Here is a 16,325-nt window from a genome sequence, read left to right as displayed (position 1 = left end):
CCATGGACAGCTTCGACCCGCTGACGCTGGCGCGCATCCAGTTTGCGGCCAACATCAGCTTTCACATCCTGTTTCCCACCATCAGCATCGCCATGGGCTGGGTGCTGCTGTACTTCAAGACCCGTTTCGACCGCAGCGGCGACGCGGCCTGGCTGGATGCCTACGGCTTCTGGGTGAAGATCTTCGCGCTGACCTTTGCGCTGGGCGTGGTGTCCGGCATCACCATGAGCTTCCAGTTCGGCACCAACTGGCCAGGCTATATGCAGAAGGTCGGCAACGTGGCCGGGCCGCTGCTGGCCTACGAGGTGCTGACCGCGTTTTTCCTGGAGGCCACCTTCCTCGGCATCATGCTGTTCGGCCGCTCGCGGGTGAGCAACCGCGTGCACACGCTGGCCACCTTCCTGGTGGCCTTCGGCACCACGGTGTCGGCGTTCTGGATCATCGCGCTGAATTCCTGGATGCAGACGCCGGCCGGCGTCAGCATGCTGGACGGCAAGGTGCACGTCGAGAGCTGGCTGGCGGTGATCTTCAATCCGTCCATGCCCTACCGCCTGACCCACATGCTGCTGGCTTCCGGCCTGACCGTCGCCTTCCTGGTGGCCGGGGTGTCGGCCTACCGCTGGCTGCGCGGCGACCGTGCCGCCGGCGTGCGCCACGCGCTGACCACCGGGGTAACGTTGGCCGCAGTGCTGATTCCGCTGCAGATCCTGGTCGGCGACGCGCACGGGCTGAACACCTTCCACCACCAGCCGGCCAAGCTGGCCGCCATTGAAGGCGTGTGGCACACCGAGCGCGGCGCGCCGCTGCTGCTGTTCGCGCTGCCGGACGAGGCGACGCAGTCCAACCGCTACGCCGTGGGCATTCCCAAGCTGGCCAGCCTGATCATCACCCACCAGCCGGACGGCGAGATCCGCGGCCTCAACGAGTTTGCCGGCGCGCATCCGCCGGTGGCCAAGGTGTTCTGGAGCTTCCGCGTGATGGTGGCGGTGGGTGTGGCGATGCTGCTGGCCAGCTGGCTGGCGGCGTGGCAGCTGCGCCGCCGTGGCGAACCGGCGCCGTGGCTGAGTCGCGTGCTGGTAGCGATGACCTTCTCCGGCTGGGTGGCGACGCTGGCCGGCTGGTTCGTCACCGAGATCGGCCGCCAGCCGTGGCTGGTGACCGGCATCCTGCGCACCGCCGATACCGCCTCGACGGTGGGCGGCGGCATGATCCTGTCCACGCTGCTGATGTATCTCGCGCTGTACGCGGTGCTGCTGGCGAGCTATGTGTCGGTGGTGTTCTACCTGGCACGCAAGGCCGGCGCACCGGCTGCGGCCAACCTTGAAGGAGTATCGGCATGACTGCGGAACTGGTATTGCCGGTGATCTTCGCCGGCCTGATGGCCGTCTCGCTGCTGGCCTACGTGATCCTCGATGGCTACGACCTGGGCGTCGGCATGCTGCTGCCGCTGGGCAGCGACCGCCAGCGCGACACCATGATCGCCAGCATCGGCCCGTTCTGGGACGCCAACGAGACCTGGCTGGTGCTGGGCGTCGGCCTGCTGCTGGTGGCGTTTCCGCTGGCGCACGGCATCATCCTCGGCGAGCTGTACCTGCCGGTGGCGCTGATGCTGCTGGGGCTGATCCTGCGCGGCGTGGCCTTCGACTTCCGCGTCAAGGCGCAGGCGCAGCACCAGCCGGCGTGGAACGCCGCCTTCGCTGCCGGTTCGCTGTTGGCCGCCTTGAGCCAGGGGGTGATGCTGGGGCGCTACCTCACCGGCTTTGCGCCCGGCGCGGCGGCCTGGGGCTTCGCGCTGCTGGCCGGGGCCGGGCTGGCCGCCGGCTACGTGCTGCTGGGGGCCGGCTGGCTGATCATGAAAACCGAGGGCGAGCTGCAGCAGCGCGCCACGCGCTGGGCGCAGCGCGCGCTGCTGGGCACCGGTCTCGCGGTACTGCTGGTGTCCATCGCCACGCCGCTGGCAAGCAGCCGCATCGCCGCCAAGTGGTTCGTGCTGCCGGACTTCCTGCTGCTGTTGCCGCTGCCCTTGATCACGCTGGCGCTGTTCGCGCTGCTGGCCGTCAGCCTGCCAAGGTTGGCCGCAAGGCAGGCGGCGGGCAACGACCACTTCTGCTGGCTGCCGTTCGCCGCCAGCGTCGGCATCGTGCTGCTGTCGTTCTGGGGCCTGGCCTACAGCGTGTTCCCGGAGATCGTCATCGGCCGGCTGGACATCTGGCAGGCGGCCAGCGACGCGGAGGCGCTGTGGGTGATCCTGATCGGTGCCGCGGTGGTGCTGCCGGCCATCATCGGCTACACCGTGTTCGCCTACCGCGTGTTCTGGGGCAAGGCGCGTGGACTGAGCTATTCCTGAGGGGGGAGGGTGGCGGGCCGTTGCTTTCCCGCGGGTGCCTCGCGGCGGATTGACCTGTATCAAAGTCCCTGTCAAGGGTAGGGGTAAGATCGAATTTATCCTGATTAGATACCGGAAACCACCGGGAGGAGCTTGAAATGGAACTGTGGAAACAACTGCTCTCCGACGACGTCGGCCTGCTGAGCGTCATCACCATCGGCGTGACGTCGGTGATCGTCACCACCATCATCGTGATGTTCATCAAGAAGGTGAAAAACAGCGACCGCAAGTAAGCGCGACGCCGATTTCCGCAAGAAGGGTACGACCGGGGTCGTGCCCTTTTTCATGGGCGCGCGCGGCGGCAGGGGGCGTTAAACGGCAAAAGCCGGAAATGCTGGGCAGCACTTCCGGCTTTCTGATCCTGGTCGGGGTGAGAGGATTCGAACCTCCGGCCTCTACGTCCCGAACGTAGCGCTCTACCAGGCTAAGCTACACCCCGAATGCTGCGCATTTTAACCGGCTTGGCGGCCAAAGAAAAGCCCCTGCGGTGGTGTGGCTTAAGCCCAAGCGCCTTTGCCGGCGGCGCAGCTAGCGATTCTTGCGGTAAAACAAGGTCTTAGCGGCGGCTGCGTGACGAGGCTCAGGGCGCGGTTTTTTTCCTGCGTCCGCGCGGGCTTTTCTGCTGGCTCTCCTGCGCGCGATACCACGCCTCCAGCGCTTCCTCCGCGTTCATCACGTGCTGGCGCAGGAAGGCCGCCGCGCTGATGGCGTCCTTCTGCTTGCACAGCTCCAGCAGCCGGGTGTGCTCGTGGTGGGCGCGGTCGTTGAAGCCGGTGAGCAGGATCTGCATCCGCGTGTAGCGGTCGGTGCGGTTGTGCAGCTGCTCGATGATGGCCAGCGTTTGCGGCCGGCCAGCTGCCCGGTACAGCGCCATGTGGAACTGCGCGTTGAGGATGCCCCAGGCGCTGATGTCCTTGTCGCGCAGCGCGATCTCGAACTTGGCCAGCAGCGCCTCGGCTTCGGCGATGTCGGCGCTGGTCTGGCGCGGGATCGCCTCCAGCAGCACGTCGCACTCCAGCAGCACGCGCACGCGCAGCAGCTCGACGATTTCCGGCAGCGACAGCTGCGACACCACCGCGCCCTTGTTGTCCTCGATATTGACCAGCCCTTCCGCTTCCAGCTGGCGCAGCGCCTCGCGGACCGGGACCCGGCTCATGCCCAGCTCGCGCGACAGCGCTTCCTGGCGCAGCTGGCTGCCATCCGCCCATTCGCCGGCCAGGATGCGCTGGCGGATGGCGTCGGTGGCGACGGTGGTGAGTGACAGCGGTGCGCTGTCCTTGCTTTCCTGACTCATGGTGACCTCTTTCATGCAGGCGCTACCTTACCATAGCTGGCCGGCCGGCCACGCGCTTGTCATTGCTGGCGGCGACAAAAAAGCGCCCCGCAGGGCGCAAGGTGCAGCCAGGCATGGTTGCACGCAGAGCAAGCATTACAGGCCGAGATAGGCGGTTTTCACCGTGGTGTAGAACTCCGCCGCGTAGCGACCCTGCTCGCGCGGGCCGTGGCTGGAGCCTTTGCGGCCGCCGAACGGCACGTGGTAGTCCACCCCGGCGGTGGGCAGGTTCACCATCACCATGCCGGCCTCGCTGTGGCGGCGGAAGTGCGTGGCCAGCGCCAGCGACTGGGTGCAGATGCCGGAGGCCAGGCCGAACGGCGTGTCGTTGGCAAGCTGCAGCGCGTGCTCGTAGTCATCGGCACGCAGCACCGCCGCCACCGGGCCGAAGATTTCCTCGCGGCTGATGGCCATTTCCGGCGTGCAGCCGGCAAACAGCGCCGGCGACTGGTAATAGCCGCGCGACGCCAGCTGCAGGCGCTCGCCGCCGCACAGCAGGCTGGCGCCCGCCGCCAGGCCTTGTTCCACGTAAGCGAGGTTGCCGGCCAGCTGCGCTTCGCTGGCCACCGGGCCGATCTGCGTTTCCGCCGCCAGCGCATTGCCCACCCGCAGTGCCGCGGTGCGTTCGGCCAACCTGGCGACGAAGGCATCGTGAATGCCGCTGCACACGATCAGCCGGCTGCTGGCGGTGCAGCGCTGGCCGGTGGAATAGAACGCGCCGTTGATCGCGCATTCCACCGCCTGTTCCAGCCTGGCGTCGTCGGCAATCAGCAGCGGGTTCTTGCCGCCCATCTCCAGCTGCACCTTGATGCCGCGTACCGCGCAATCTGCGGCCAACCTTTCACCGGTAGCCTGCGAGCCGGTAAAGCTCAGCGCGTTGATGCCGGCATCCAGCAACGCCGGCCCCAGTACGCGGCCGCTCCCCATCACCAGGTTGAACACCCCGGCCGGCAGGCCGGCTCGCTGCAGGATGTCGGCCAGCGCCCAGGCCGAACCCGGCACCAGCTCGGCCGGCTTCATCACCACGCAGTTGCCGAAGGCCAGCGCCGGCGCGGCCTTCCAGGCCGGAATGGCGATAGGGAAGTTCCACGGCGTAATCAGGCCCACCACGCCCACCGGCTCGCGGCTGATCAGCACTTCCACGCCGGGACGCACCGAATCCACCATCTCGCCATGCGCGCGCAGCGCTTCGCCGGCAAAGAATTTGAAGATATGCCCGGCGCGGGTCACCTCGCCGATGGCCTCCGGCAGGGTCTTGCCTTCCTCGCGTGCCAGCAGCGTGCCCAGCTCCTGCTTGCGTGCCAGGATTTCGTTACCGGCGGTATCCAGAATGTCGGCGCGCTGTTGCGGCGTGGTACGCGACCAGGCCGGAAAGGCGGCACGGGCTGCAGCCACCGCCTCGCGCATGTCGTCGGCACTGGCACTGGCGTATTCGCCCACTACGTCATCGAGGTCGGAAGGGTTGCGGTTGACGATGGCCGGCTGCCCGCCGCGCCATTCGCCATTGATCAGATTGCAATGCATAGAGACTCCTGCTGGCTGCCGCGGGCACCCGCCTGTCGCGCAGCCGAAAAAAATGGCCCTCCCGCCGCGGGGGCGGGGCGGGAAGGCATCGAGTGCGGTCAAGGTTGGCCGCAAGATCGGGGAGAGTACTGCGGTGATGCTTACACCGCCGGTAGTGCTGGACGGCTGGCGAGACCGGCCTTGACCACTGCGGCCACGCGCTCGCGCTCAGCGCCGGCCAGCGGCAGACGCGGGGCGCGCACATGCTCGGTGCCCACGCCCACCATGGCTTCGCACAGCTTCAGGTTCTGTACCAGCTTCATCGATACGTCCAGGTGCAGCAGCGGTGCAAACCAGCGGTAGATGGCGCGGGCCTCTTCCAGGCGGCCGGCCTTGGCCAGCTTGTAAATGGCCACGGTCTCTTTCGGGAACGCCACCACCAGGCCGGCTACCCAGCCGTCGGCGCCCATCACGATGCTTTCCAGCGCCAGGTCATCCACACCGCTGAAGATGGCGTAGCGGTTGCCCACGGCGTTGATCACGTTGGTCAGGGTGCGGATGTCGCCGCTGGATTCCTTGATCGCCACGTATTTCGGCTCCTTCGCCATCTCTATGTACATTTCCGGAGTGATGTTCACGCCGTAAGCGATCGGGTTGTTGTAGATCATGATCGGCAGCGGGCTGGCATCGGCCACGCGCTGGTAGTGATTGATGGTCTCGCGCTCGTCGGACACGTAGCGCATGGCCGGCAGCAGCATGATGCCGTCGGCGCCGGCGGCGTGCGCGGCCTGGGCCAGCGCGGCTGCGGCGCGGGTGCTGTCTTCGGCCACGGTCAGCAGTACCGGCTTGCTGCCGGCCACTTCCTTGGCGGCCTTCAGGATGGCGATTTTCTCGTCCGCGGTGAGGGTGGAGGCTTCGCCCAGCGAACCGCAGACGATGATGCCGTCAGCGCCGCATTCCAGCTGCCACTCGATGTGGTTCACGGTGCCGGCGATGTCCAGCGATTCGTCAGCGTTGAACTTGGTGGTGACAGCGGGGAAAACGCCAGTCCAGAGATGTGCCATGGTGTTGCTCCTTCAGGGGGTAGGGTGCAGCGGCTGTGCTGCGGTCCATTCCATGCTAGGACTTTTTGAATACAAAACTCAACAATTTTTGCATTCAAAATCCACATCGCAGTGCAGCATGCACTTATCCAAAATTGACGGTGGTTTTTTACAACACCAGCAGAAAAGCTTGATTTAACAGCCTTTCATACGCATACGCAGTAGATACAAGAGCGTATACACCGTGTGGTGTTTTAGCAAAATTGCATCCAATTATTGTATTCAATGTAGCAAAATACTACAGTGAAGCCAACGCAAGCCAAGGAGCACAGCGATGGCAGTAAGCGAATTTGAATGCATTGATGGCCACACCTGCGGCAACCCGGTGCGGCTGGTCGCCAAGGGCGCCCCGCTACTTACCGGTAACACCCAGGCCGAACGCCGGCTGGATTTCCTGGAACGCTACGACTGGATGCGCACCGGCCTGATGTACGAGCCGCGCGGCCATGCGCAGATGTCCGGCGCCTTTCTGTATCCGCCCACCCGCGACGATTGCGACGTGGCGGTGCTGTATATCGAGACCAGCGGCTGCCTGCCGATGTGCGGCCACGGCACCATCGGCGTGGTCACCATGGCCATCGAGCACGGCATCGTTACCCCGAAAACCCCGGGCGTGCTGAACCTGGACACCCCGGCCGGCAAGGTAGTCGCCGAGTACACGCAGGTTGGCCGCAAGGTGAAATCGGTGAAGCTCACCAATGTGCCGTCCTTCCTGCTGCTGCAGGACGTGGAGGTGGAGATTGCCGCGCTGGGCAAGCTGAAAGTGGACATCGCCTACGGCGGCAACTTCTACCCCATCGTGGAAGCGCAGCAGAACTACCGCGACATGGCCGACTACACCCCGGCGCAGCTGGTGGCGATGGGCAATGAAATGCGCGACTACATCAACGCGCACTATGAAATCGTGCACCCGCTGGATGCCAATATCCGCGGCGTGCGCCACGTACAGTGGACCGGCGCACCGAAAACCCCCGGCTCGCATGCGGCCAACGCCGTGCTGTACGGTGCGGCGGCACTGGACCGCTCACCATGCGGCACCGGCACCTCGGCGCGGCTGGCGCAGCGCTACGGCCGTGGGCTGATGAAGAAGGGCGACGTGCTGGTGCACGAGAGCATCATCGGCAGCCAGTTCACCGGCACCATCGAGGCGGAAACCGAGGTAGCCGGCATTCCGGCCATCATCCCCGGCATCGAAGGCTGGGCGATCACCACCGGCTACAACCGCATCCTGCTGGACGATGCCGATCCGTATGTACACGGCTTCGTGGTGGGTTGAATGGAAACCATCACCAAGCCTGCTGCGCGGGCCGATTGCCGCGTTGCGCGGTGCTCGCTCCCTCGCTGTACCACTCGTACTATCTCGGTCGCTGTGCTCCGGGCGCCTTGCACTCGGCCCGCTCGCGACGGCTTTGCGAGGTTCCCATGAGCAAACACGTCATCGTGGTCGGCGCCGGCGTGGTGGGCATCGCCACCGCGTTGCAGCTACGGCTGGCTGGCTGCCGCGTCACCCTGCTGGACCGCGGCGAACCGGCGATGGAAACCAGCTACGGCAATGCCGGCGCCTTTGCGGTAAGCGACATCATTCCGCTGGCCGAGCCGGGCGTGCTGCGCAAGGTACCGGGCTGGATGTTCGACCCGCTGGGGCCGCTGGCACTGCGCTGGCGCTACCTGCCCAGCCTCACGCCGTGGCTGCTGCGCTTCCTGGCGGCCAGCCGCCCGAGCAAGGTGGCCGAGCTGACCACGCAGCTGAACGCGCTGCTGTCACGGGTAAATGCCGACTACGCGCCGCTGATCGAACGTGCCGGGCTGGAGCCCATGTGGCGCCGCCACGGCAACCTCACCCTGTACCGCAGCGAAGCGGAATTCCGCGCCGCCGAAGCCGCCTGGCACAGCAAGCGCGCCCACGGTGTGGCGTGGCGCAAGCTCGACCGCGCCCAGCTGGCCGCAGCAGCGCCGCAGATCGCCGACGAATGGCAGGTGGCAGTGGAAGTACCGCAGTGGTCGCACGTGGACGACCCGTACACCTTCAGCTGCGGCCTGTTCGATGCCTTCATCCGCGAGGGTGGCAGCTTCATCCAGGACGAGGTGCTGGCCACCGCCAGCGAGGCTGGCCGCATCGTCGGCGTGGACACCGAGCACAGCGGCCGGCTGGCAGCCGACTGCGTGGTGATTGCCTGCGGCGTGTGGAGCGACCGCTTCAGCCGGCAGCACCGCTGCCGCATGCCGCTGGAAAGCGAGCGCGGCTACCACGTCACCCTGCCGCATGCCGGCGTGGCGCTGCATCACTTCATCCAGTGCGCCAGCGAAAGCTTCGTGATCCTGCCGATGGCGAACGGCGGCCTGCGCCTGGCCGGCACCGTGGAGCTGGCCCACCGCGACGCGGCGCCGAACTGGCAGCGCGCCCACATCCTGGTGGAGCGGGCTCGGCGCATCGTCGGCGACTTCGACACCCGCGACATGACGGTATGGATGGGCAACCGCCCGTCGCTGCCGGACACCGTGCCGGTGATCGGCCCGGCGCCGGATACCGCCGGCCTGTATTTCGCCACCGGCCACGGCCACCTGGGCCTGACGCTGGCGGCCACCACCGGCGCGCTGTTGACCGAGCAGATTTGCGCGCTGGCGCCCAGCATGGATACCGCCGCCTATCGGCCGAACCGTTTTTGAAGCATTTCCCGGTGCATGTCGTACCGGGGGTTTTACCCGCACGCGGCAACAAGACCGCAACACAGCTCTTAGGCAACAAACAGCCGCCCTGCGGCCAACCTTCCAGTAGTGAACACAAAGGAGAAACAGCATGAAAGCTTCCATCGCACCGCGTACGCTGCACCTGGTTCTGGCCCTGGGCGGCATGATGGCCCCGTTCGCCATCAGCGCGGCACAGGCCGATACCGTGGTGAAACTCGGCTTTGCCTCGCCGCTGTCCGGCCCGCAGGCGCACTACGGCAAGGACAACGAGAACGCCACCCGACTGGCAATCGACGACCTGAACGCCAAGCCGATCACCATCGGTGGCCAGAAGGTGAAGTTCGAACTGGTGTCCGAGGACGACCAGGCCGACCCGCGCGTCGGCACCCAGGTGGCGCAGCGGCTGGTGGACGCCGGCGTGAAAGCGGTGATCGGCCACTTCAACTCCGGCGTGTCCATCCCCGCCTCGCGCATCTACTCCGATGCCGGCATTCCGCAACTGTCGGTCTCCACCAACCCCGCCTACACCGCCGCCGGCTACAAGACCACCTTCCGCCTGGTAGGCAGCGACAGCCAGGTGGGCGGCTCGCTGGGCCGCTACGCGGTGATGCAGCTCAAGGCGCAGCGCATCGCGGTCATCGATGACCGCTCCGCCTACGGCCAGGGCATTGCCGACGAATTCATCAAGTCGCTGCAGGGCCTGGGCAAGAAGCCGATCAAGCGTGAGTACACCAACGACAAGGCCACCGACTTCACCGCCATCCTCACCGCGCTGAAGGCGCAGAATCCGGACGTGGTGTTCTACGGCGGCGCCGATGCGCAGGCCGCGCCGATGGCACGCCAGATGAAGCGCCTCGGCATCAACGCCAAGCTGATGGGCGGCGACATGCTGAGCACCCCGACCTTCATCAAGCTGGCCGGCAGCGACTCCGCCGGTCACTTCTCGGCGGTACCGGGCGGCGAACTGGGCGCCCGCCCGGCCGGCAAGGACTTCGAAACCCGCTACAAGGCTCGCTTCAAGCAGGACGTGGTGCTGCTTGGGCCGCAGTTCTACGACGGCGTGATGATCGTGGCCGACGCCATGAAGCGCGCCAACTCCACCGAGCCGGCCAAGTTCCTGCCGCTGATCGCCAAGACCGGCTACAAGGGCGTGACCGCCGATTTCAGCTTCGACGCCAACGGCAACCTGAAAAACGCACCGGTGACCATTTCCGCGGTGGAAGGCAATGACTGGAAGGTGAAATCCGTGGTGCAGTAAACGGTGCAGTAAACGAAGTCAGCGCAGTAGGCGCCGAGGTCACTTGATCGTTGCATTTGCGGCCGGCAGCAGCCGGCCGTTTTCTTGATGGAGCAGCAGCATGAACTGGCAGACCCGCAGCTTCGACACCGTCGACATGCACACCGGCGGCGAGCCGGTGCGCATCATCCCCGGCCTGTATGACGACATCCACGGCGCCGACATCCTGGCCAAGCGCCGCGACATGCGCGAGCGGCTGGACGGCGTGCGCAAATTATTGATGTTCGAGCCGCGCGGCCACGACGACATGTACGGCGCGGTACTGGTAAGCCCCAGCCTGCCCGGCGCGGACCTCGCGGTGCTGTTCATCCACAACGAGGGCTACAGCACCATGTGCGGCCACGCGGTGATCGCGCTGGCGCGCTACGCGGTGGATCAGGGCCTGGTGGCGCGCACCGCGCCGTTGACGCGGGTAGGCATCGAATGCCCGTGCGGGCTGGTGACCGCCTGGCTGGCGGAAGACGGCCGCGTGAGCTTCGACAGCGTGCCGGCCTTCGCCTTCGCGCTGGATCACGAGCTGCACGTGCCTGGGGTTGGCCGCATCCGCGTCGACATCGGCTACGGCGGCGCCTTCTACGCCGTCGCCCCGGCAGCCCGGCTGGGCGTATCGCTGGATGGCCGCCTGCGCGACCTGGTGGACGCCGCCACCACGCTGAGCGAGGCGGTGCGCCACAGCATCCGCGTGCGCCACCCCGAGGCCGAGGACCTGGGCTTTCTGTACGGCAGCATCCTCACCGACGGCTTTGAGCGCGCCGCCGACGGCCCCAGCCGCAACGTGTGCGTGTTCGCCGACGCCGAAGTGGACCGCAGCCCCACCGGCTCCGGCGTCACCACCCGCATGGCGCTGCGCCACGCCCGCGGCCTGGTGGCAGCGGGAGAAAGCTGCCAGTTCGAGAGCCTCACCGGCGCGCGTTTCACCGCCAGCGTGAACGGCCCGGCCAGCCTGCCCGGCCACGACGCGGTAACGGTGCGCGTGTCCGGTCGCGCCCACTACAGCGGCAAAGCCAGCTGGACGCTGGAGGCGGACGACGAGATTGGGCGGGGGTTTCTGCTGCGCTAGGCGGGGCGGCGCCACAAGGCAAAACACCCCCGGCCGTGAGGCGCGGGGGTGTTTGTCTGTTGCGGCCAGGGTTGGCCGCAACGGGGATTACTTGACGTGCTTGCCGATGATGGGCAGCAGCTGGCCCAGCACCTTCGGCGGCGCGGCCACGATGTCGCCGCTTTCCAGCCAGGTCTGCTCGCCGTGCATGTCGGTGACGATGCCGCCTGCCTCTTGCACGATCAGGCTGCCGGCGGCGATGTCCCACGGCTTGAGGTTGAACTCGAAGAAACCGTCAACGCGGCCGATGGCGACGTTGCACAGGTCCAGCGCGGCCGAGCCTTCGCGGCGTGCGCCGGCGGTCTTCTTCAGCACGTCCTTCAGGATGTCCAGATGGGTGTCCAGCATGCTCTGGTCCACCACCGGGAAGCCGGTGGCGATCAGGCATTCGTTCATGTTGATGCGCTTGGAGACGCGGATGCGGCGGTCGTTCATGAACGAGCCGACGCCGCGGCTGGCGGAGTACAGTTCGTTACGGTTCGGGTCGTAGACCACCGCCTGCTGGATCTGGCCGCGATGCGCCATCGCGATGGAGATGCAGTACTGCGGGTGGCCGTGCAGGAAGTTGGTGGTACCGTCCAGTGGGTCGATGATCCATTCGTATTCGGACTCGCCGATGCCTTTGGCGCCGGACTCTTCTGCTAGAATCGCGTGCTTCGGATAGGCCTCCATGATCACATCGATGATCGCCTGTTCGGCGGCACGGTCTACGTCGGAAACAAAGTCGTTGTGCTTCTTGTTTTCGACACGCACGGATTCCATGTTCAGCGATGCTCGCTGGATGATGTTGCCCGCACGGCGTGCTGCTTTGATGGCGATGGTGAGAATTGGATGCATGGATAGCCTCTGAATGAATCATCTGGGCAGGCGCGCGGGCGGGGTCGCCACGGCGCGGCTGCCATATCACTGGTCGATGTTAAGGAACAAAAAAACCCCGCGCGGTGCGGAGTTTTTGAATAAACCGCGATTCTACGCAAAAGTAGCCAATGAATAAACCCCAAGTACCTGATTTTTTGAAGAACATTCGCGTCGTGCTGGCGCGTCCCAGCCATCCGGGCAATATCGGCTCGGCGGCGCGGGCGATGAAAACCATGGGCCTGACCCGGCTGTACCTGGTCGAGCCTAAGGCCTTCCCGCACGAGGAGGCCAATGTGCTGGCCTCCGGCGCGGTGGACGTGGTGGAAAACGCCACCGTGGTGTCCAGCCTGGCCGAGGCGCTGGCCGATGTCAGCGTCGCCTGCGCGCTGACCAGCCGCCGCCGCGAGCTGTCCACGCCGCTGTCCACGCCGCGCGAAACGGCGCCGGAGCTGATGGCGCGGGCGCGCGACGGCGAGCAGGTGGCGCTGGTGTTCGGCAACGAGACCTTCGGCCTGTCCATCGACGAGGTGGAGCAGTGCAACCGGCTGGTGACGGTACCGGGCAACCCGGACTACTTCTCGCTGAACCTGGCGATGGCGGTGCAGGTGATGACCTACGAGCTGTTCAGCCACAGCGGCGTCAACGTCGACTACCTGAAGCCGGAAGACCGCACCGCGACGCTGGGCGAGGTCGACAGCTTCTGCGGCCACCTGGAAGCGGCGATGGCCGACGTCGGCTATCTGGAGCACCGCAACAGCGAGCGCCTGCTGCGCCGCATGCGCACGCTGTTCCACCGCGCCGCGCTGCAGCGCGAGGAGATCGACATCCTGCGCGGCTTCTTCAAGCAGGCGCAGCGCTTTGCCGACGGCACGCTGCCGCCGCGCAAGAAACGCGAAGACTGAGATGCTTGCGGCGCTGCACACGCCGGCGGTGCGCGACCTGGCCTGGCTGCTGACGTCGCCGTCGCCGTGGCAGGATGCCGCCGACATCGACCCGGCGCGGCTGCTGGGCGCGCAAGGTTGGCCGCAATTGCTGGCGCTGGACGCGGCGCCGCAGCCCTTGCTGGCCTATCTGGCCGCGCACCCGGCGCGGCGGCTGGGTTTCTACGCCGAGCGGCTGCTGGCGTTCTGGTTCGGCCTCGCGCCGCACATCGAGCTGGTGGCGGCCAACCTGGCGGTGCGCGACGGCGGCAAGACCGTCGGCGAGTTCGACTTCCTGCTGCGCGTCGACGGTGCGCCGCTGCACCTGGAGGCGGCCAGCAAGTTCTACCTGCAACTGGAGGACGGCGCCTGGGTCGGCGCCAGCCTGCGCGACGCGCTGCGGCTGAAGGCCGGCAAGACGCGGCAGCAGCTGCAGCTGTCGCGCCATCCGGCGGCCTGCCTGCCGGACAGTTTCGCCGGCTGCGAGGCGGCGGCGCGCACCAGCGGCTGGCTGTTCTCGCCGCCCGCGGCACTGGCGACAAGCTTGGCCGCACCGCTGAACCCGCTGGCCAATCGCGGCTGGTGGATCGCGTGCGATGAGGTCTGGCCGCAGCAGGCGGTGGGCAGCCGCTGGTGCCAGCTGCCGCGCCTGCGCTGGCTGGCGCCGGCCTTGCTCGATGCCGACGACACGTTGTCGTTGGCCGAGCTGCAAGGCGCCAGCCGGCAGTTTGCCGCGCCGCAGCTGGTGGCGGAGCTGCAGCCGCGCGGCGACGGCCGCTGGCAGGAAGTGGCGCGCGGCTTTGTCACGCCGCAGGGCTGGCCGCAGCCGGCGCTGCTGGCTCCGTTGCTGGCCCGGCTGGAGAGAGCATGAAGACGCTGCTGCTGGTGTACGCCAGCCAGAGCGGCCACACCCTGCAGCTGGCGGACGCCGCCGCGCGCGGCATCGCCCAGCTGGCGGAGGAGGTCAGCCTGCGCCAGCTGCCGGCGCTGCAGGCCGGCATCGACGACCTGCTGCAGGCCGACGCCTTGCTGCTGGCGACGCCGGAAAACTTCGGCTACATGGCCGGCGCGCTGAAGGATTTTTTCGACCGCACCTTTTATCCGGCGCAGGGGCGGGTCGACGGCCTGCCCTACGCGTTGCTGGTGTCGGCCGGCAACGACGGCCGCGGCGCGGTGCAGGCGGTGGAGCGCATCGCGCGCGGCTATCCGTTGCAGCAGGTGCTGCCGCCGCTGATCGTGCGCGGCGAGGCGACGGCGGCGGATCTGGCAGCGGCGGAGGAACTGGGCGCCACGCTGGCGGCGGGGCTGTCGATCGGCATGTACTGAGCGTTGCGGCCAACCCTGGCGCCGCTAGCCGCACGACCGCCAGGCCGAGGCAAAGAAAAAGCCACCACAGGGGTGGCTTGGTTCGTAGCAGGTTGCCGGCTCAGGGCGCGCTGGCGTCTTTTGCCTCTGGGGCGCTGGCGTCGTTCGTCACCGGGGCGCTGGCGTCCGCGTCGTCGACCAGATCGTCGATGTTCAGGTCTTCTTCCTGTTGCTGCTTGCCCTGCGGCAGGCCCAGCTGGTGGGCGCGCATCTGCAGGAAACCGTCACGCACGTAGCTGTAGTTGTCCAGCGCCGCGCCGTCGACCACTTCTTCCAGCCCCAGCAGCTTTTCGCGGGTGTTGACCGCATTCAGCACCCGCGCCGCGGTGGCCTGGGTGTGGGTCTGGAACACGCCGGTGGCCGGCTCCAGCGAGTTGCTGATCAGCATGCCGCTGCCGTCGCGCACGGTGGACGGCCCCAGCAGCGGCAGCACCAGGTAGCTGCTGTCCTGCCAGCCGTAGTGGGCGAAGGTGTCGCCCAGCGTCGCCTTGCTGCTCTTCAGCCCCATCGGCGTGGCGATGTCGATCAGGCCGAACAGGCCGAAGGTGCTGTTGAACGACACGCGCAGCACGTCGGTGAGCGCCAGCTCCGCCTTGCCCTGCAGGGTGTGATTGGCGGCGCTGTACACGTCGCGCAGGTTGTCGAAGAAGTTGCCGACCCCGGTGCGCACCGGCTGCGGCGTCACCTTCTGGTAGGCCTGCGCCACCGGTTTCAGCACCGCCTTGTCCGCGGCGTCGTTGAAGCGGTAAACGGCGCGGTTCAGCGGCTCCAGCGGGTCCTGCGGATGGCTGGGGGTACTGGCACAGGCGGCCAGCAACAGGCAGCCGCCGACGACAAGCAGACGTTTCATGATCAGTTTTCCGGGGGCAGTTCCAGCAGCGGGGTCAGTTCGTAGAGCCGGGCGAGGCCGTACAGGCTGGCCGGGATGTGGCTCAGCTTGATGTTGCGCGCGTCCTTGCGCCGGCGCAATGCCAACAGCAAGGCCAGTGCCGCGGAGTCGCAGTGGCTGACGCCGCCGAAATCCAGCGTCATGGCACCGTTGACCAGCATCCTGTCCAGCTGCAACTGGGTGTCGGCGACGCTGTCCATGGTCAGCGCGCCGTCCAGGCGCACCACGCCGCTCTGGGTTTCGGTCAGTTTCATGTCGCCTTGGCGCCGCTGTTCTTGTCCTGCAGCGACTTGATCAGGCCGTCGATGCCGCTCTTGCGCACCTGTTCGCCGAACTGGTTGCGGTAGATGGTGACCAGGCTGCCGCCTTCAACGGTGACGTTGAATACCTTCCAGCCCTGTGGCGTCTTGTACAGGGTGTAGTCGACGTTGATCGGCTTCTTCTCGGCCGAGCCCGGCAGCGTCACTTCCGACTTCACCACCGCCTCGCGGCCTTCGTTGTTGAGCAGCGCGTTCGGCTTGATCTCGATCTGTGCGTTCTTGAAGCGGGTCATGGTGGCGGAGTAGGTGCCGACCAGCAGGGTCTCGAATTCCTTGGCCAGTTGCTGTTTCTGGGCCGGGGTGGCGGCGCGCCAGTCCTTGCCCACCGCCAGCGCGGTCATGCGCTGGAAGTCGAACTTCGGCGTCACCATGCTGATCAGCTGCTCGCGGACCTTGGCACTGTTCTTGCCATTGTCCTTGCTCAGCATTTCCAGCGCCTGGCGCGAGGTGTCACGTACCAGGTCCACCGGGGTATCGGCGGCGTGGGCCACGCTGCTCAGGCCGAACAGCAGGGCAAAACAGGCAAACAGCTTTTTCATGATGGTTTTCCGTATCTCGGGTAAC

General features: G+C 66.7%; 17 protein-coding genes and 1 tRNA gene. 10 read left to right on the top strand and 8 right to left on the bottom strand.

Annotated elements, in window-relative coordinates; all coding sequences use genetic code 11:
* Positions 1–2 precede the first annotated feature (2 nt).
* The 3 genes from IE100_RS04690 to IE100_RS04680 all read left to right on the top strand — a co-directional run bounded on the left by IE100_RS04690 (position 3) and on the right by IE100_RS04680 (position 2,619).
* Positions 3–1,340 (top strand): cytochrome ubiquinol oxidase subunit I, encoded by a 1,338-nt coding sequence (locus IE100_RS04690; RefSeq protein ID WP_189372962.1) that lies wholly within the window; start codon positions 3–5, stop codon positions 1,338–1,340.
* Positions 1,337–2,347: a cytochrome d ubiquinol oxidase subunit II gene (cydB, locus tag IE100_RS04685; protein WP_189372961.1), complete on the top strand. Its 1,011-nt coding sequence runs from the start codon at positions 1,337–1,339 to the stop codon at positions 2,345–2,347. Before IE100_RS04690 ends, cydB begins: the two co-directional genes overlap by 4 nt.
* 137 nt (positions 2,348–2,484) lie before the next feature.
* Positions 2,485–2,619 (top strand): DUF3149 domain-containing protein, encoded by a 135-nt coding sequence (locus IE100_RS04680; protein WP_082133684.1) that lies wholly within the window; start codon positions 2,485–2,487, stop codon positions 2,617–2,619.
* 129 nt (positions 2,620–2,748) lie between these two features.
* Here IE100_RS04680 and IE100_RS04675 read toward each other — a convergent pair.
* From IE100_RS04675 to IE100_RS04660, 4 genes are all read right to left on the bottom strand, one after another.
* Positions 2,749–2,825: transfer RNA gene (locus IE100_RS04675), tRNA-Pro, on the bottom strand.
* A gap of 141 nt (positions 2,826–2,966) precedes the next feature.
* The gene (locus IE100_RS04670; protein ID WP_189372960.1) at positions 2,967–3,680 is read right to left on the bottom strand and encodes a GntR family transcriptional regulator; all 714 of its coding nucleotides are present in this window, start codon (positions 3,678–3,680) and stop codon (positions 2,967–2,969) included.
* 135 nt (positions 3,681–3,815) lie between these two features.
* The gene (locus IE100_RS04665) at positions 3,816–5,243 is read right to left on the bottom strand and encodes an aldehyde dehydrogenase family protein (RefSeq protein WP_189372959.1); all 1,428 of its coding nucleotides are present in this window, start codon (positions 5,241–5,243) and stop codon (positions 3,816–3,818) included.
* A 140-nt stretch (positions 5,244–5,383) separates the two neighbouring features.
* The gene (locus IE100_RS04660; protein ID WP_189372958.1) at positions 5,384–6,286 is read right to left on the bottom strand and encodes a dihydrodipicolinate synthase family protein; all 903 of its coding nucleotides are present in this window, start codon (positions 6,284–6,286) and stop codon (positions 5,384–5,386) included.
* A 313-nt stretch (positions 6,287–6,599) separates the two neighbouring features.
* On the opposite strand from IE100_RS04660, the gene IE100_RS04655 reads away from it, so the two are divergent.
* The 4 genes from IE100_RS04655 to IE100_RS04640 all read left to right on the top strand — a co-directional run bounded on the left by IE100_RS04655 (position 6,600) and on the right by IE100_RS04640 (position 11,370).
* Complete coding sequence (locus IE100_RS04655; RefSeq protein ID WP_189372957.1) at positions 6,600–7,601, top strand: 4-hydroxyproline epimerase; 1,002 nt, start codon at positions 6,600–6,602, stop codon at positions 7,599–7,601.
* 146 nt (positions 7,602–7,747) lie between these two features.
* Positions 7,748–8,992, top strand: coding sequence for an NAD(P)/FAD-dependent oxidoreductase (locus IE100_RS04650; RefSeq protein WP_189372956.1), 1,245 nt, complete (start codon positions 7,748–7,750; stop codon positions 8,990–8,992).
* A gap of 130 nt (positions 8,993–9,122) precedes the next feature.
* A complete protein-coding gene (locus IE100_RS04645) occupies positions 9,123–10,271 on the top strand; it encodes a branched-chain amino acid ABC transporter substrate-binding protein (protein WP_189372955.1) in 1,149 nt (382 codons plus the stop codon).
* 100 nt (positions 10,272–10,371) lie between these two features.
* Positions 10,372–11,370, top strand: a complete 999-nt coding sequence (locus tag IE100_RS04640) for a proline racemase family protein (RefSeq protein ID WP_189372954.1) — start codon at positions 10,372–10,374, stop codon at positions 11,368–11,370.
* Positions 11,371–11,457: 87 nt separating this feature from the next.
* On the opposite strand, the gene IE100_RS04635 is transcribed toward IE100_RS04640, so the two are convergent.
* Positions 11,458–12,246, bottom strand: coding sequence for an inositol monophosphatase family protein (locus IE100_RS04635; protein WP_189372953.1), 789 nt, complete (start codon positions 12,244–12,246; stop codon positions 11,458–11,460).
* Positions 12,247–12,395: 149 nt separating this feature from the next.
* Here IE100_RS04635 and IE100_RS04630 point away from each other — a divergent pair, with 149 nt between their 5' ends.
* From IE100_RS04630 to IE100_RS04620, 3 genes are read left to right on the top strand one after another with little or no spacing between them, the layout of a single operon-like run.
* Positions 12,396–13,169, top strand: a complete 774-nt coding sequence (locus IE100_RS04630) for an RNA methyltransferase (protein WP_189372952.1) — start codon at positions 12,396–12,398, stop codon at positions 13,167–13,169.
* A 1-nt stretch (position 13,170) separates the two neighbouring features.
* Positions 13,171–14,058 (top strand): DUF1853 family protein, encoded by an 888-nt coding sequence (locus tag IE100_RS04625; RefSeq protein ID WP_189372951.1) that lies wholly within the window; start codon positions 13,171–13,173, stop codon positions 14,056–14,058.
* Positions 14,055–14,513: a flavodoxin family protein gene (locus tag IE100_RS04620; RefSeq protein ID WP_189372950.1), complete on the top strand. Its 459-nt coding sequence runs from the start codon at positions 14,055–14,057 to the stop codon at positions 14,511–14,513. The genes IE100_RS04625 and IE100_RS04620 overlap by 4 nt, the downstream gene beginning before the upstream one ends.
* Positions 14,514–14,613: 100 nt before the next feature.
* On the opposite strand, the gene IE100_RS04615 is transcribed toward IE100_RS04620, so the two are convergent.
* The 3 genes from IE100_RS04615 to IE100_RS04605 are packed head-to-tail and all read right to left on the bottom strand — an operon-like array spanning position 14,614 to position 16,300.
* On the bottom strand, positions 14,614–15,402 hold the full coding sequence (locus tag IE100_RS04615) for an MlaA family lipoprotein (RefSeq protein WP_189372949.1): 789 nt from the start codon (positions 15,400–15,402) through the stop codon (positions 14,614–14,616).
* Positions 15,403–15,404: 2 nt separating this feature from the next.
* Positions 15,405–15,695, bottom strand: a complete 291-nt coding sequence (locus tag IE100_RS04610; protein ID WP_189372948.1) for an STAS domain-containing protein — start codon at positions 15,693–15,695, stop codon at positions 15,405–15,407.
* A complete protein-coding gene (locus IE100_RS04605; RefSeq protein WP_189372947.1) occupies positions 15,692–16,300 on the bottom strand; it encodes an MlaC/ttg2D family ABC transporter substrate-binding protein in 609 nt (202 codons plus the stop codon). Before IE100_RS04605 ends, IE100_RS04610 begins: the two co-directional genes overlap by 4 nt.
* Between the last annotated feature and the right edge of the window lie 25 nt (positions 16,301–16,325).

The sequence above is a fragment of the Vogesella alkaliphila genome (assembly GCF_014652475.1).
Classification (GTDB): domain Bacteria; phylum Pseudomonadota; class Gammaproteobacteria; order Burkholderiales; family Chromobacteriaceae; genus Vogesella; species Vogesella alkaliphila.
The sequence above is the reverse complement of the archived record's forward strand: the minus strand, read 5'-3'. Positions and strand labels throughout refer to the sequence as shown.

What these genes read in the sequence shown, in the direction of transcription:
- IE100_RS04690 (WP_189372962.1), top strand. Translation starts at nt 3, where the DNA reads ATGGACAGCTTCGACCCGCTGACGCTGGCGCGCATCCAGTTTGCGGCC.
- cydB (WP_189372961.1), top strand. Translation starts at nt 1,337, where the DNA reads ATGACTGCGGAACTGGTATTGCCGGTGATCTTCGCCGGCCTGATGGCC.
- IE100_RS04680 (WP_082133684.1), top strand. Translation starts at nt 2,485, where the DNA reads ATGGAACTGTGGAAACAACTGCTCTCCGACGACGTCGGCCTGCTGAGC.
- IE100_RS04670 (WP_189372960.1), bottom strand. Translation starts at nt 3,680, where the DNA reads ATGAGTCAGGAAAGCAAGGACAGCGCACCGCTGTCACTCACCACCGTC.
- IE100_RS04665 (WP_189372959.1), bottom strand. Translation starts at nt 5,243, where the DNA reads ATGCATTGCAATCTGATCAATGGCGAATGGCGCGGCGGGCAGCCGGCC.
- IE100_RS04660 (WP_189372958.1), bottom strand. Translation starts at nt 6,286, where the DNA reads ATGGCACATCTCTGGACTGGCGTTTTCCCCGCTGTCACCACCAAGTTC.
- IE100_RS04655 (WP_189372957.1), top strand. Translation starts at nt 6,600, where the DNA reads ATGGCAGTAAGCGAATTTGAATGCATTGATGGCCACACCTGCGGCAAC.
- IE100_RS04650 (WP_189372956.1), top strand. Translation starts at nt 7,748, where the DNA reads ATGAGCAAACACGTCATCGTGGTCGGCGCCGGCGTGGTGGGCATCGCC.
- IE100_RS04645 (WP_189372955.1), top strand. Translation starts at nt 9,123, where the DNA reads ATGAAAGCTTCCATCGCACCGCGTACGCTGCACCTGGTTCTGGCCCTG.
- IE100_RS04640 (WP_189372954.1), top strand. Translation starts at nt 10,372, where the DNA reads ATGAACTGGCAGACCCGCAGCTTCGACACCGTCGACATGCACACCGGC.
- IE100_RS04635 (WP_189372953.1), bottom strand. Translation starts at nt 12,246, where the DNA reads ATGCATCCAATTCTCACCATCGCCATCAAAGCAGCACGCCGTGCGGGC.
- IE100_RS04630 (WP_189372952.1), top strand. Translation starts at nt 12,396, where the DNA reads ATGAATAAACCCCAAGTACCTGATTTTTTGAAGAACATTCGCGTCGTG.
- IE100_RS04625 (WP_189372951.1), top strand. Translation starts at nt 13,171, where the DNA reads ATGCTTGCGGCGCTGCACACGCCGGCGGTGCGCGACCTGGCCTGGCTG.
- IE100_RS04620 (WP_189372950.1), top strand. Translation starts at nt 14,055, where the DNA reads ATGAAGACGCTGCTGCTGGTGTACGCCAGCCAGAGCGGCCACACCCTG.
- IE100_RS04615 (WP_189372949.1), bottom strand. Translation starts at nt 15,402, where the DNA reads ATGAAACGTCTGCTTGTCGTCGGCGGCTGCCTGTTGCTGGCCGCCTGT.
- IE100_RS04610 (WP_189372948.1), bottom strand. Translation starts at nt 15,695, where the DNA reads ATGAAACTGACCGAAACCCAGAGCGGCGTGGTGCGCCTGGACGGCGCG.
- IE100_RS04605 (WP_189372947.1), bottom strand. Translation starts at nt 16,300, where the DNA reads ATGAAAAAGCTGTTTGCCTGTTTTGCCCTGCTGTTCGGCCTGAGCAGC.